Origin of the sequence: Pseudomonas guariconensis, from assembly GCF_900102675.1 — a bacterium.
GTDB lineage: Bacteria > Pseudomonadota > Gammaproteobacteria > Pseudomonadales > Pseudomonadaceae > Aquipseudomonas > Aquipseudomonas guariconensis.
Map to the genome: position 1 here is coordinate 462,002 of NZ_FMYX01000003.1, position 14,554 is coordinate 476,555.

15 protein-coding genes are annotated in these 14,554 nt (G+C 58.3%); 12 read left to right on the forward strand and 3 right to left on the reverse strand.

The window, feature by feature from the left end:
• Nucleotides 1-57: 57 nt before the first annotated feature.
• Nucleotides 58-342, reverse strand: a complete 285-nt coding sequence (locus tag BLS27_RS07500) for a phage antirepressor KilAC domain-containing protein (RefSeq protein ID WP_090343915.1) — start codon at nt 340-342, stop codon at nt 58-60.
• Nucleotides 343-351: 9 nt separating this feature from the next.
• Nucleotides 352-663 carry a hypothetical protein gene (locus BLS27_RS07505; RefSeq protein ID WP_090343916.1) on the reverse strand — a complete coding sequence of 104 codons (312 nt, stop codon included), beginning with the start codon at nt 661-663 and terminating at the stop codon, nt 352-354.
• 312 nt (nt 664-975) lie between these two features.
• Between BLS27_RS07505 and BLS27_RS07510 the strand changes: the two genes are divergently transcribed.
• Complete coding sequence (locus tag BLS27_RS07510; RefSeq protein WP_090343918.1) at nt 976-2,184, forward strand: HEPN domain-containing protein; 1,209 nt, start codon at nt 976-978, stop codon at nt 2,182-2,184.
• A 1-nt stretch (nt 2,185) separates the two neighbouring features.
• Here BLS27_RS07510 and BLS27_RS07515 read toward each other — a convergent pair whose 3' ends face one another.
• On the reverse strand, nt 2,186-2,893 hold the full coding sequence (locus BLS27_RS07515) for a LexA family protein (RefSeq protein ID WP_090343920.1): 708 nt from the start codon (nt 2,891-2,893) through the stop codon (nt 2,186-2,188).
• A gap of 661 nt (nt 2,894-3,554) precedes the next feature.
• Between BLS27_RS07515 and BLS27_RS07525 the strand changes: the two genes are divergently transcribed.
• The 11 genes from BLS27_RS07525 to BLS27_RS07575 all read left to right on the forward strand — a co-directional run bounded on the left by BLS27_RS07525 (nt 3,555) and on the right by BLS27_RS07575 (nt 14,554).
• Entirely contained in the window at nt 3,555-4,073 is a 519-nt protein-coding gene (locus BLS27_RS07525; protein ID WP_090343922.1) for a phage regulatory CII family protein, read from the forward strand.
• An 88-nt stretch (nt 4,074-4,161) separates the two neighbouring features.
• Complete coding sequence (locus BLS27_RS24185; protein WP_425262098.1) at nt 4,162-4,284, forward strand: TraR/DksA C4-type zinc finger protein; 123 nt, start codon at nt 4,162-4,164, stop codon at nt 4,282-4,284.
• Nucleotides 4,274-6,490, forward strand: a complete 2,217-nt coding sequence (locus BLS27_RS07535) for a virulence-associated E family protein (RefSeq protein ID WP_090343926.1) — start codon at nt 4,274-4,276, stop codon at nt 6,488-6,490. The genes BLS27_RS24185 and BLS27_RS07535 overlap by 11 nt, the downstream gene beginning before the upstream one ends.
• Nucleotides 6,487-6,852 (forward strand): PA0613 family protein, encoded by a 366-nt coding sequence (locus tag BLS27_RS07540; RefSeq protein ID WP_090343929.1) that lies wholly within the window; start codon nt 6,487-6,489, stop codon nt 6,850-6,852. Before BLS27_RS07535 ends, BLS27_RS07540 begins: the two co-directional genes overlap by 4 nt.
• A 511-nt stretch (nt 6,853-7,363) precedes the next feature.
• On the forward strand, nt 7,364-7,711 hold the full coding sequence (locus BLS27_RS07545; RefSeq protein ID WP_090344048.1) for a phage holin family protein: 348 nt from the start codon (nt 7,364-7,366) through the stop codon (nt 7,709-7,711).
• Nucleotides 7,712-7,865: 154 nt separating this feature from the next.
• Complete coding sequence (locus tag BLS27_RS23610) at nt 7,866-8,906, forward strand: hypothetical protein (protein WP_139205744.1); 1,041 nt, start codon at nt 7,866-7,868, stop codon at nt 8,904-8,906.
• A 149-nt stretch (nt 8,907-9,055) separates the two neighbouring features.
• Nucleotides 9,056-9,643, forward strand: coding sequence for a terminase small subunit (locus tag BLS27_RS07555; RefSeq protein WP_090344050.1), 588 nt, complete (start codon nt 9,056-9,058; stop codon nt 9,641-9,643).
• A gap of 4 nt (nt 9,644-9,647) precedes the next feature.
• Nucleotides 9,648-11,693: a phage terminase large subunit family protein gene (locus tag BLS27_RS07560; protein ID WP_090343932.1), complete on the forward strand. Its 2,046-nt coding sequence runs from the start codon at nt 9,648-9,650 to the stop codon at nt 11,691-11,693.
• 1 nt (nt 11,694) lies between these two features.
• Nucleotides 11,695-11,901, forward strand: a complete 207-nt coding sequence (locus BLS27_RS07565) for a phage head-tail joining protein (protein WP_090343934.1) — start codon at nt 11,695-11,697, stop codon at nt 11,899-11,901.
• Nucleotides 11,898-13,391 (forward strand): phage portal protein, encoded by a 1,494-nt coding sequence (locus BLS27_RS07570; RefSeq protein WP_090343936.1) that lies wholly within the window; start codon nt 11,898-11,900, stop codon nt 13,389-13,391. The genes BLS27_RS07565 and BLS27_RS07570 overlap by 4 nt, the downstream gene beginning before the upstream one ends.
• Nucleotides 13,388-14,554, forward strand: coding sequence for a head maturation protease, ClpP-related (locus BLS27_RS07575; protein WP_090343938.1), 1,167 nt, complete (start codon nt 13,388-13,390; stop codon nt 14,552-14,554). Before BLS27_RS07570 ends, BLS27_RS07575 begins: the two co-directional genes overlap by 4 nt.

The window sequence follows — 14,554 nt, forward strand, 5'->3', positions numbered from 1 at the left end:
AGCGCTTCGTTGCGCTCCGCACGGGTCTTGAGCTGGAGGATCTGGGCCGCGTACTGCCTAGGCCGCATAACGCTTGTCTTCCGGTGGTGTCGGAAGCTGCAGCGCGAGGCGTTCGGCCAGCCAAGGAACCCCGGCCTGCTTCACGCGGGTCGACTGGCTGTACTGCATGCCGGCTGTGGGGTGGTACCAGCTACCCTCTTTGGTCCGCAGGTACTCGCGGTCACGGGTGGGGTAGCGGGGCAGGTTCCCCTCGGTGAGTAGGTCGTGCTCGCGCATCCGGCTGATCAGTTCGGTGCGGCTGATGCCGAAATACTTCGCGGTCTGTGCAAGGGTGCGTTCCATGACTACTTCCTACGCTACGTTGGCGAGCACGGGCTCGGCCGGTGGCATGTCAGCGGTATCCAGCTTGCCGTTGGCGATGGCCTCGAGGTGTGCCGCGATCTTTCTTGCGCTGCCGAGGTTGTTCGCGGGCACGGTCAGGCTGTTAACCGTGGAGCCCATGCGGATCGTCACGGTGAGCTGGTCGAGATAGACCTCGGTCTGCAGGGTGGCCTTGGCACAGGTACCGTTCGCCTCGTCGCGGAGGATGTGGGTGAACTGCCCGGACATATTGGTCTGCGCCTTGAGGCAGGCAAAGGAGTTTTGGCTGAGTGCATAGCTCATGCTGCGTGCCCTCCGGTGCTCGGAGAGACTTGGCGGAATGCAGAAACAGATGGTGCTCGTTTGGTGGTGACAAACGCGCAGCCATGTTTTAGAGCTAAACGGCGGATCTCGAAGATGAGATCGGCGGTAGCTGCGGCCGGATGGACGTGCAGTGATGCTGTGGTGTGCATGGTGTTGCCTCACTCTGTGGTGGAAGAGTGAGATAAATATCAACTGACGGTTGATATTAGTCAAGCCGTTGATGGGGCGTGGCGTCATGGCTGGCATTTTGGCATCATTTGTGGCCCCTGCGCCTCAAACCAAGGAGCCCTGATGAAGGCCTACAGAACCGAGTACCTCGCCATCATTGAGACCAAAGAGGATTTCTGTAGCACTGTTGAAGCCTTCAACTCCCTTCTTCAGGCTTATGGCAGCATTCAAACACTGCCAGATAAAGTCAAATATCTGGACTCAACTTTTGACTATTCCGTTCAAAAAGGAGGGGTGTCAGATAGTGGCCAGGTGTATTTTCATGTGAAATTTACTAGTAAAAAAGAAAATCTATCTGACTATAAGAAGTTTCTCCGTCTTGTGCGCACGATTTTGCAAAAGGTTAGTGTAAAAAACCCTGAAGTTATTTGGGATGATATAAGTAGCGAGCTCTGCGCAAAGGCTTACCCAGTTATTCATGAGCTTGAAAATTTAATGCGTAAACTTATTACTAAGTTTATGATTATTAGTATTGGTGCTTCATGGGTTAGCAGTGCAGTGCCTAAAGAAGTTTCCGATTCTGTGAAAGTGAAGAAAAGTCAGCAGACTATAATTTACGATGCCGACTTTATCCAGCTTGCTAATTTCTTGTTCAAGAAATACTCTACAGCGAACTCAGATAAGCTCTTAGCAAAGCTTTCAAAAGCTAATAGCATCAATGATGTTGACTTCAGTGAGCTGAAGGAGATGATCCCCCAATCAAATTGGGAGCGATACTTTGTCCCGCTCGTTAATTGTAATAGCGATTACTTGGATGCCCGGTGGCGCAAGCTATACGACTTACGTTGTATTGTCGCGCACAATAATTTCCTGAGCCAAGATGAGTTCGACGAAATAATTAAAGTATCGGCTGAGGTTAAGGAAAAGCTTGATGAGGCTATCGCTGGTATCGATCAGCTGCATGTCTCTGACGTACAGAAAGAAGAAGTAGCAGAGAGTGTCGTAGGGACGGTTAGTCAACAGAATGCCGACTTTCTTGCGCTGTGGAACTCGGTTCTTGAGTTGATAGTTGATATTTTCAAACTATCTAAGATCGGTTTTGCGATCGATGGGAAAAATGTGGTGCCGGATCCTAAAATATGTATGCGTATGCTCAAAGATAGTGACGTCATTGAACAAGAAGTTTTTGACTGGTTCCATGATGTGAATATTTTTAGGAACGCATTAGTGCATGGTGCAGTTTTTAACCCTCAAGAATACATTGAGACTTACATTAATGCTGCTCAAAATCTGCGGGAAGTCTTAATGAGTAAGTATATTGATTTATTATAATTTATTCAGGAATAAAAGCGCCCACAACGGTTCCGCAAATATGAGTTTCTTCAGTGATTTCTATAATCGGGTATTGCGGATTGATGGGGCGAAGAAATTTACGTCCGGCATCGGCTACAAGAACTTTGAATGTGGCTTCGTTTGTGCTTGTTAATCGAGCGATAACACGATCACCTGTTTTTGCTTCAATTTCAGGGTCTACAAAGATTATACAGCCTGCAGGGTAGCTACGACCTGGACCTGGGTTGGTCATGGAATCTCCATGCACCTTTAATGCATACCCGCTTCGACTAATAGGAACCGGACACGATAGCCATGTATCCGCATGGTGAGGTTCAAAATTATTGATCACCTCGCACCAGGCGCCAGCCTTGACCCACGAAATTAAAGGAACCTTATGGTAGCGGTGCTGGACATCTGAAATATTGTTCAGTACTGAACTGGAGTTTATGCTTTTAGGCTGCACTCCATATTCAAGCCATTCACGTCTGACACCCAGCCAACTTGAAAGTGCGTCCAAGCTAATAGCTTCGGGTATCGCTTCAGCGTTCAGCCATTTGCTGACCGCTTGAGGTGTCTTCGCGACTCCCATCCTTTTCAACCGCGCAGCGACATCCACACCTCTGCCCCGAATCCGGACATTCGCGTCGTTCAGAGCCTCATGTAAGCGAGCGGTGAACGCTCTACGTAGATCATTTTTGTCAACCATAGGTTGAGCTTCACACAAGGCTTGCGCAATAGTCAGTTGATTAGTAACATCAACTGACGGTTGATAATGGAGCGAAAAATGGTGCTTAGGCCTGATCACTTCTCAAATGCAATCGCCTACGCATTTGAGGCGGCAGGTGGCATCGGGGTTGCTGCAAAAGTTTGTGGCCGAAGTACTCAAGCGCTAAACAAATGGCGCTTGCTTGGAGCGCTACCTCGTACGGAATACACAGGTGAAACACGTTACGCGCGAAGTCTCGCAGAAGCTGCAAGAAAACTGGGAAACCACTTTGAGGAAGACTGGCTTCTAGAGGCTGGCTCTCGCAAAAGCCATGTGACTTGAGAAGATACAGGCGGTCTTCGACCGCCCATCTCTCCCCCCATAGCATCACCACAATGCTGCAGGGCCGTACCAACGAGAAGCGAGCACACCACATGCAATCGCTTCCTTTCGGTGCGGACACCAGGCAGGAAGCCTGGAGGCCGCCATCTCCACCACAGATCAGGCGGCAGTTTTGCCAGGGGTAGTCGACGGATCGACACCCCGGCTTGGTGCCGGTATCCCTTTGGAGGTTTAACCGGCGTATGGCCTACTCATGCCACGCGGCAAATGTATCACCACGACACGCCGCTGGCACTGGCAACCTAAAAGGATTAATGCCATGAGCCGAACTGCAATGAGCTGCCTCGAGCGCGCGAAGCGCGAAGTGCTGCCGCTCGAACTCGCGCTTTACCACGCTGTACGTGACTATCCGGGTGGTGCTGCCGCCATCGCTGCCACCACCGGCCGCAACGCCACTACCCTCCAGCACAAGCTGTCTCCCACCCATCCGACCCACATCGTCAACGTCCAAGAGTTCGGCGAGATCCTCGAGCTGACCAAGGATCCGCGGATCCTCGACTCGGTGCATGCCTTGGTCGGCGACACCATCTGGCAAGAGCTCTCGGGCGCCTACAGCCAAGACGTGCCCGAAACATTGACCATGGGCCTCGCGGAGTTCTTCCGCCAGGTCGCCAACCTGTCTGAAACCTGGGCGCGCAGCATCGGCGACGGCAAGGTCGACGATCAGGAGCTCGCGGAGATTCAGCAGCAGGTGTTTCGCGGTATACAGGGCTTGCTCGGCATGTATCGCCGCGCCGAATACGTCAACCAGACCACTCGGGGGGCGCGTCGTGGCTGATATCGCAGATATGGCGAATGACGTTGTTCAGCAGCGCCTGGAGGAGGCGCTTGCCGCTCGAGTGGCAGCGCCCGTGCGCGAATCCCGCATGGACTGCATCGATTGTGACGACCCAATCCCGGAGTCGCGCCGGGTAGCGGCCCGTGGCTGTGTGCGGTGTGGGGCCTGCCAGACCCTCCATGAGGATCGGAGGGCGCAGTATGCTCGATAAGGTACTCGACCAGCTGCACGACTACGGTCTGCAGCCCGATCAGCCCCTGATCTTCGGCAAACTGACCCGCTGCCGCACCCAGGATGACAAGGGTAAGGAAAAGAACGGCTGGTATGTCCTGCATGAGCATATGACCGAGAAGGGGCAAACCCTGATCTTCGGCAGCTTCGGTGACTGGCGTCTCGGCGAAACGCAGAAGGTCAAGACCGACGGTCGCGGGCTGACCCCGGACGAGCGTGAAGTGATGCGCGCCCGGCAGGCCGACGCCAAGCGGCGGGCAGCGGAGATCGCTGCCAATGCGGCCCGTCGTGCGGCCTCACGTGCGGAAGCGTTGTTCAAGCGCATGCCTGAGAAGGGCCGGAGCGCCTACCTCGACCGCAAGCAAGTGGTCGGCTTCGGCGTTCGCTATGCACCGAAGACGGGCGCGGTTCTCGTCCCGATGCAGAATGCACAGAACGTCATCGTCGGCCTGCAGGTGATCTACCCGGAGGCCCAGGCGGACACCGGGCGCGACAAGTCCTACTGGCCGCATGGCATGGCGAAGGAGGGCGCGTTCCACATGATCGGTGGCCACCCTGAGCCTGGCGAGCCGGTGCTGGTGTGTGAGGGCTACGCCACCGGCGCTAGCCTGCACATGGCGACTTCCCAGGCGGTGGCCATCGCCTTCGACGCGGGCAACCTGATGGCGGTCGCCAAGCACATGCGCGAGCGCTTCCCGGGTCGGTCCATCATCATCTGCCGCGATGACGACTGGAAGACCAAGCGGCCCACGGGCGAGCCCTGGAATCCCGGCGAGGAAAAGGCCAACAATGCGGCGGTGGTGGTCGGCGGCCAAGTTGTCGGTCCGATCTTCTCCGGCGACCGCGAGGACAAGTGGACCGACTTCAACGACCTGCACTGCGCCGAAGGCCTCGAGGCGGTGCGTCGGCAGGTCACGGCGGTGATCAAGCCCCCGGCCACGGGGGGCTGGAAAGACATGCTGGCCAGGACCGAAAACGGCGCCCTCATCGCGCACATGCAGAACGTCGAGCTGATCCTGGCCAACGATGAGCGGTGGAGTGGGGTGATCGGCTACAACGCCTTCAGCTCGAAGATCATGCGCCTCCGTGCGGCGCCCTATGGAGGCGTGCCGGGAGAGTGGAGCGACATCGACGACATGCGTGTGATGAAGTGGCTGGCCCAGCAGGGTCTGCGCGTGAAAGCCTCCCACGTCGTCGAAGCGGTCAGCGTCGTTGCGCATGACAACGCCTTCCATCCGGTCTGCACCTACCTGGCCAAGCTCGAGTGGGATCGTGTGCCGCGCCTGGAGCGCTGGCTGCATGAGATATTCGGCGTCCCTCGGAACGAATACAGCGCCAAGGTTGGCAAGCGCTGGATGATCTCGGCGGTGGCCCGTGTGATGAAGCCCGGCTGCAAGGCGGATGCGGTGATGATTCTTGAGGGCGCGCAGGGCGCAGGTAAGTCGACAGCCCTGGGCATCCTCGGCGGCGAATGGTTCATGGACACGCCGTTCACCTTGGGCGACAAGGACGCGTTCCAGGCGATCCGAGGCAAGTGGATCGTCGAGCTCGGCGAACTGGACAGTTTCAACAAGGCTGAGAGCACCAAGGCCAAGCAGTTCTTCTCGGCTTCAATCGACACCTACCGCGAAAGCTATGGGCGAAGAACGAGCGACGTGCCACGCCAGTGTGTTTTCGCGGGCACCACCAACCAAGACGAATACCTAAAAGACGCCACCGGTAACCGGCGTTATTGGCCGGTCGCCTGCGTCAAGGTCGATCTGGAGGCGTTGCGCCGAGTCCGTGACCAGCTGTGGGCCGAGGCTATGTTCTGCTATCAGGCCGGTGACATTTGGTGGGTCACCCGTGAGGAAGAGGAACTGTTCACCAAGGAGCAGGAGGAGCGCTTCGTGGTGGATGAATGGGAAGGGCCGATCCTTGACTGGCTGGAGAAATCGCAGGTCGGTGAGACGGTTACCGGCAGTGAGGTGCTGGGTCAGGCGCTCAACCTAGATCCTGGCCACTGGGGCAAGCCCGAGCAGATGCGTGTGGGGTCGATCATGCACCGCCTGGGTTGGCGGCGTCGGCGGCTCGCCGCGCTGCCGAAGAGCGGCAAGCGCCCCTGGGCATACCAGAAGCCCGAGGGCTGGGGGCGCACCAGCGCCCTGGAGCAGCAGCCGCCAGTGCCGAAGGAGGACTGCTTTTGATCAAGCATATCGATGAGATGCTGAAGCTGTGGGCGCAAGAGCTCCACACGTCATGCGAGCGTTTCGGCGGTTCGGGTGGTGGTAGCATGCTCGGCCTCCTCATGGACTGTCAGGGCGACCTGATCCGAGGCACTAGAGGAAGTCGGGTGCTGCTCGATGAGTCTGCCGATATTGAGATCATCGTGAACAAGCACCTGGAGCCCCAGTTGTACGTCATTGTCCATGAACACTACTGCAACCATGACAGCCTGCTCGAGCAGAAAATGGCTTATTGCAGGTGCAGCAGAAAGACGTACTATGAGCGCCTGCATCAGGCCCATGTGGCTATTCAGGGGGTGTTGAGAGGGAAGAAGGCTGCATGATCCGCCACCTTTGGTCCTACCGTCCCGCTGTGGTCCTGCCGCATTTTTTGCAGGTCAGCCCAGCTCCAGCTCGCGCAGCTCGCGGGCTGTCCCACCGTCCCACCGCTCACACGAAAGCGCGCACGTAGGCGCATGCAGCGCGTTACGCGCGCATTGCGCGCAGCGTGGTTTTAATCTCTCTCTTTACACGGGAAAGGGTTAAAAATAGTTAGACAGTGGGACAGCCCTTGATTTTCAAGGGCTCCATAAGTCCCACCGTCACCACCCCCTTTGAGACCTATGGGGCAGCGCCAAAGTGAAGCTAAGCCGGGGTGGTGTATTCCCCCGACATTTGCCAGACATTCCCCAGGCGTTTACCCCTTATTGCCGGGTGGCATTAAAACTCGCTTGCTGCCAGGAAACTGGACCTGTAAAAAGTACCCATCTTCGAGACGTGCGGGCGCACAAAGCAGCCCGCCAAACACTGAAAACCCCGGCCCTGGCGCCGGGGTTTTTGCATTTGGGGGATTCGATGAACAGCGAACAACAAGCGTTGGCCGAGGCACCGATCTGGATGGTGATCGTACTGTCCCTGGTCGGCGGGGTGTCCGGCGAGATGTGGCGTGCCGACAAGGCTGGTGTGCGGGGCTGGCCTTTGCTCCGCCGAATTGCCCTGCGGTCGGGGGCCTGCGTGGTGTGTGGCTTGTCCACAATCATGTTGTTCTACTCGGCAGGCATGTCGATCTGGACGGCAGGCGGGATCGGTTGCTTGACCGCGATGGCCGGTGCCGATGTCGCCATCGGCTTGTACGAACGCTGGGCCGCCAAGCGCCTGGGCGTCTGCGAGATGCCGCCGCGCAGTGGCGAGCCGGGTCAGTGACCGGCAGGGGGTGGGGGGCAGTGCTGCGGATTTTATGGGTCCTCCCCCTGGCCCGCCCCCTACACGGGTGCTGGAACTCTCAAACTGGCTCCATCTGAGATTGATCGCACCATGTCTGTCCTATTAAATTTCAGACTTCAGACCAACGAAGTCAGTGAACAATATGACCAAAGGCTCGATAGGCACACTGAACGACATTCCATTCCTCAACCTGTCCCAAGCAGGTGGGAAATTTTGCAGTTCGCTAAATTTCTTTAAAGAAGGCGAGTGGAGGATTTGGCTTTCCTTGGGTGACGGGCGCTTTGTCGAAACCTATGGCTGGCCAGCAGAGGGGTGTTATTTTGGTGACGCCGCCCAGCAAGAAACTGATGTGTATTTGCATTTTATGGATTTTATAGCTCAGAAAGCGAGTTATGAAGAAGTCAGTAAGCCATTTCTCGGCTTGCATGATGATTTATGTAATCTATCAGCGAGTTTGGCTAAGATTTCCCATATTCATAAAACTAAGGATGTACTTGGTGTCGGCGATTCGCGAATGGTGGTAACGGAGGTCGAGTATTTTTTCTCCGTCTGTCGGAGCATGATTGATCTATTTCAAGAGATAGCTTGCAAGCTGTGGAACAAATTGACTATTTATGTTGATTACCTTCCAGAGAAAAAAAACCTTCGTAACTCATTTCGCGAAATGGTTTGGTACAAGGATCGTTTGACCACGAAAGAGGAGTTGCAGTCTCGGTTTGGTTTGCCAGAGCCTTGGGCTGACTTCTATCTCAGGCATGCCGATTTTTTTCTTCAGATCAGAAAGTTTAGAGATAACATTGTTCATAATGGCTCTCAGGTTCAAACTATTTTCTCTGGTGAGAGTGGTTATCTTGTGAATCTGAACTTTAAGCCATTCGGTGATGTGAAAGTTTGGCGCGAGTCAGATAAGGTGAAAAACGATTTAGTACCTTTGATGCCGGCGCTTGGAATGATTGCTTTCATGACCCTACTCGTCTGTGAGGATTTTTCAGAGATGATGCAGCGTACGTTCGAATTTCCTGAGCCCATTGTTCCCGGTATGAGGTTGTTTACTCGTGGTTTCTTTGATGAGCATTTTGTAGCGGTTCTTGGAGATGCCCGAGATCGATACGTTGAGTTTTACCAAGGCGGGGTCGAAAGTGAAGGTATTAAAGCGGCCCCGTCGCTTCAATAGCTTTGGCGGGGGCAGGGGACCCTGGGTATTCTCGCGAAACACGGGGCGGGAAACCCGCGGTTCTTTGTTAGCGGACAGTTCACCAGCTTAGTGAACTGAGGTGAACTGGTTAACCCCCTGGATTCATTGGGTGAACTGGCAAGATGAACATGCATTTTCTGACCAAAACTGAATTCGCAGCCCGACGCGGCTGGTCGAAATCCTACGTCACGAAGCTAGATCAACAGGGGAGGCTGGTCCTGACGGATGACGGGAAAATCGACGTGGTCGCAACTGAAGCACTGTTGGATGAGTCTGCCGATCCAAGTAAGGCTCCCATCGCGGCACGGCACGAGGCAAAGCGTACTGAGCGTGAGCGAGACCCCTCTACAGGCCCTGAAATCACCGACAAAACACCTTCGGTAGCGCAGTCGCTCTTGCTCTCGGGTGCTGAGAGAAGCTTCCAGAAATCCAAAGCGCACCGCGAGTACTTTCTGGCCCAGCAGGAAGAGGCGAACTTCTACAAGCTTCAAGGCAGCCTGGTTGATCGGAAGGCTGTTGAAGAAGCTGCGTTCGTTGCTGGGCGGACGCTTCGAGACCAGGTGTTCGGACTCGCCCCCCAACTAGCTGCCGAATTGGCAGGCATGACCGACCCCTGGGATATCGAAAAACACCTTACCGACACCTTCCGGCGCGTCTTCATGGACGCCGCGAAGATGAACGACGCTGACCTCGAAAGAGCCATGAAACCGAGCTGAACCTATGCCTACCGGATACGCAGACGGTGCTAAGGCGTACCGTGAAGCGTATTGCAGAGGGCTGATGCCCGACCCGGAGCTCTGGGTCGATGAGTGGGCGGATGAGTACATGCGGATCCCGCGTGACACTGGCGCCGCCGAGCCCGGCAAGTACCGCACCGACCGTACGCCGTATGCCCGTGAACCCATGCGCTGCCTGTCACCAGCGCACCCCTGCAAGCGCGTCATCACCATGGTCGCCTCGCAGCTCATGAAAACTCAGATTGCCCTGAATTGGATTGGGGCTCTGATCCATATGTCTCCCTCCAATATCCTGACCTTGCTGCCGAGCTTGGCCTTGGCCAAGCGGGTGTCTGCGAGGATCGGTAAAACCATCAACGTCACTCCTGAGCTGAAGTCCCGCGTGGCGGCCGCCCGGTCACGGAGTGCCCAAAACACCATCGATACCAAAGAGTTCGAGGGCGGCACGCTATATGCGACCACGGCCGGTTCGGCCTCCAACCTGGCAGAGCTGGCTGCGCGATTCATTTACGGTGATGAGGTCGACCGGTGGGACGTAGACGTCGATGAAGAGGGCGACCCCATCGATCTGGCAGAGACGCGGGGCAGTACCTTTGGGCGCAACGCGAAGTTTTACTTCTCCAGCTCGCCCACCATCAAGGGGGCCTCTCGGATCGCTGATCTGTTCGAGACAAGCGACCAGCGACACTACTACGTGCCCTGTCCAGCCTGCGGTCATATGCAGGTGCTGGAGTGGGAGCGTCTGCTGTACTCCGAGGACTTCCAGACCGTCCACTACAAGTGTTCGTCCCCTGATTGCGATGTGCTGATCGAGGAGCATAACAAGGGCGAAATGCTCGCCAAGGGTGAATGGCGCTCGCACGCGAAGGGCGACGGTGAAACAGTTGGTTTCCACCTCAATGCTCTATACGCCCCGCTCGGCTGGACCTCATGGGCTGATCTGGCCAAGCAATTCGAGAAGGCCAAGCGCGCCCAGGATCGAGGCGACCTTGAGCCCATGCAGGTGTTTTACAACACCCGCTTGGCGAAGGTGTGGGACAGCGCGGTCGAGCAGACCAAGGCCGAGGTGCTGCAGGCGCGAGCGCTGCAGGAGGATTATGTCCTCGGTACCGTGCCTGTCGGTGTGCTGGTGATCACCGGCGCGGTCGACGTTCAGGCCAATCGCCTGGAGTTGATGACCCTGGGTTACGGTGCTGGCATGGAGCGGTGGGTCATCGATCACCAGGTGATCCCAGGTGACCCGGCTGATCAGCGCACGTGGGATCTGCTGGACGAGCGATTGAAGGTTCGGTACCGCCATCCCTGCGGCGTGAACTTGGGCATTCTGGCTGTCGGTATCGACTCCGGTGGTCACCATACCCATGAGGTCTACCAGTTCACCCGTGTCCGCCGTTGGCGCAACATCTTTGCGCTGAAGGGGGCGAGCAAGCCGGGCAAACCGGTCATAGCCCAGCGGCCCTCCCTGGTGGATGTCACCTGGAAAGGCCAGACCGAACGCAACGGCGCCGAGCTGTGGATGGTGGGTACCGATACCGCCAAGGATTGGATCTACAACCGTTATAGCTTCGAATCCGGGCCGGGTGCGCTGCACTTCCCGAAGGATCTGCCGGACGAGTTCTTTCAGCAGTGCGTGGCCGAACGCAAGATCGCCCGCTATGTGAAAGGGTACAAGCGGATCGAGTGGGTCAAGGGTAAGGCCGACCGTAACGAGGCGCTCGACCTCATGGTGTACAACCTGGCCATGGCCAACTACCTCGGCCTGCATCGCTACGGCGAACAGGACTGGGACAAGCTGCGCCAGGCGCTGGCCCAGGCGAGTCTGTTTGATGAGCCCCCGCCCACGAAGCCACCGGTCATCGAGCACGAAGATGATGACGATGACGCCGACGACGAACCCGTGTCAGCGGCACCGCCCCCGGCTCGACCCGCTCCACCGGCCCCTCCGTCGTCGCCTCGCCTGGCACCTCGCCCGGCACCTCAACCAATGCAACGCCGCAGCTCCAGCAGCGGCTATCTGAAGAGACGCTGACATGGCATACACCCCGGCACAACTCGCTGCTGTCGAGCGTGCGATTGCGCGTGGCGAACGAATCGTTCGCTACAGCGACCGCACCGTCGAATATCGCTCAGTGGACGAGCTCATGAAGGTCCGCGATCAGATCCGCACCGAGCTGGCCCAGGCGGCTGGCCCGCGCTCCCGTGTGGTCCGGCTCCACCATGGAGGTAAGGGGCTGTGAGCGGCCGCTATATCTCCACGCGTTCGGGGCTTCTGGTGCCCGAGCGGATCAAGGCCAGCTATGAGGGCGCCGCCGAAGGGCGGCGCTCCTCGGGTTGGGATGCGCCAGACACTGGGCCGAATAGCCTGATCATGCCGGCTTTGCGCAATCTGCGCTCGCGGTCGCGGGCAGCGGTACGCAATGACCCGTATGCGGCCAACATCATCGACAAGCGGGTCAGCAATCTAATCGGTACTGGCATCACGCCGCAGCCACGGTTGCTGGACAAGGACCTGCGCAAAGCCATGCAGGAGCTGTGGGAGGACTGGGTGGACGAGTCGGACGCCGACGAGCGTACCGACTTCTACGGTCAGCAGGCTCTGGTGGCACGCACGGTTGAGCAGTCCGGTGAATGTTTCGTGCGCTTGCGGCCACGCCGGCTGGAGGACGGCCTTGCGGTTCCACTGCAACTGCAGTGTCTGGCGCCTGAATTCGTGCCACACGACAAGTTCGAGGTGACGCGCTCCGGCAACACGATCCGGGCCGGTATCGAGTTCAACAGCATCGGGCGCCGGGTGGCTTACTGGTGCTACCGCAACCATCCCAGCGACAGGGCTTCGCTCAACGCAGGGTATAACCCGCTTGTGCGGGTTCCGGCTGAGCAGATGCTGCACATCTTCGAGCCGCTGGAGCCCGGCCAGTTGCGCGGGGTGCCCCGGTTGGCGCCGATCCTCAAGCGCCTGCGCAGCCTGGACAACTATGACGACGCGGTGCTGTTCCGACAGGAGGTGGCCAACCTGTTCGCCGGCTTCGTTCGTAAGCCTGCGCCGGAAGCGGGAGGTGGTCCGCCCCTGGACATGATCACAGGCGGAGCCATCGTGCATGACCGCGATGCCTTCACCCCCATGGTGGCTCTCGAGCCCGGCACGATGCAGGAGCTGGGGCCGGGCGAGCAGGTGGAGTTCTCCGACCCGCCTGACGGCGGCAACAACTACCCCGACTTCATGCGGCAGCAGCTAATGGCTGCCGCCGCTGGTGCGGGTCTGCCTTACGAGCTGATGACCGGCGACATGCGCGGGGTGAATGACCGTGTTATCCGGGTGGTGCTGAACGAGTTCCGGCGCCGCCTGGAGCAGCTGCAGTTCTCTGTCTATGTCCATCAATTGTGTCGCCCGGTGCGGGCGGCCTGGATGGACATGGCATTCCTGGCCGGGGCGCTGGACATAGTCGACTACACCCTAAACCGCCGCCAGTACCTGCGGACGCGGTGGGTGCCGCAGGGCTGGGCCTACATCCAGCCGGTGCAGGACGTGCAGGCGCGCATGCTCGAAGTCGCAGCGGGGTTCACCTCCCGCAGCGAGATGTGCCTGCGCTCGGGTACCGACGCGGAGATCGTCGACGAAGAGAACGCCGCCGACATCGCTCGGGCGCATGCCTTGGGCCTCCAATACAGCGGCTTGTCAGCGATTGATGACGAGCCTGATGACTCCGAACAGAAGGGGAAAACATGAAACCGTTGATGCCGTTCCGCATCTTCAACAAGGCCAAGGCCCTCCTGCCAGTCGAGGATGGGCATTGGTATTCGATCACCGCTGCGGCGCAGGAAGGGGATGCCGACTCGAAGGTCATCGAGGTCTATGTCTACGGCGAGATTGGAGCCTGGGGCATCACGGCCAATCAGTTCCTCCAGGATCTCAAGGCAGTGGACGATGGAGTGTCGCCGGTCGTGGTGGCCTTCAACACCAACGGCGGCGACCTGTTCGAGGGCCTTGCCATCCACAACGCGCTGAGGCGCTTGGGCGAGCGTTGCACCGGTCGTGTCGATGGCCTGGCCGCCAGTGCGGGCAGCGTGGCGGTCTGCGGCGCCCACCGTGTGATCATGGCCTCGAGCGCCTTTCTTATGATCCACAACCCGTACACCTGGGTGGGCGGTGATGCCGAGGATCTGCGTCGGGTGGCGGATGTTCTCGATAAGGCCTTCGAGGCCATGGTCGCGGCCTACAAGGCCAAGGCGCCGAACATCGATGACGCGGAGTTGCGCCGCCTGGTCAACGATGAAAGCTGGCTCACGGCCTCGGAGGCCTTGGCGTTGGGGTTGGCCGATGAGGTCAGCACTGACGTGAAGGTCCAGGCCTGCCTGGGGCAAGGCTCTACCATGGCGCGCTATCGGAATACCCCGCAGGCGCTGCTGGATCAGCTAAAGGCCAGCAGGGAGGAACCGGACGCGCCCGTTGTCCCTGAGCCTGAGGTCAAGCCTGCCGCCCCGACGCCGACCGCAAGTGACTCTGCGGCCTTGGCCTTGATGATCACTTCGGCCTGCGCCCAGGCCGGCATCAGCAACCTGGTCGAGCCGCTGATCGCCTCGACCAAGCTGGCGGACGAAGCCACCGTGCAGGAAGCGCTGACCCGCGCCAAGGCGGTGCGGGATCTTTGTGTCGCTGCCCGCTTGCCCGAGATGACCGCCGATTACGTCCGGGCCGGCCTGGACGCAACCGCAGTACGGGCGCGTCTGTTCGACAAGCTGGTCGGCGGTGGCAAGGGCTTCGAGATCGACAATAGCCTGCCTCCGGCCGATGACGCACCGGAGAAGGTCCAGGCGAAAGCGCCCAATCCCAGTAGCATCTGGTCTGCCCGTCGGCAGGTCATCCAACCCCGTCCCGGCCAAGGAGCCTGA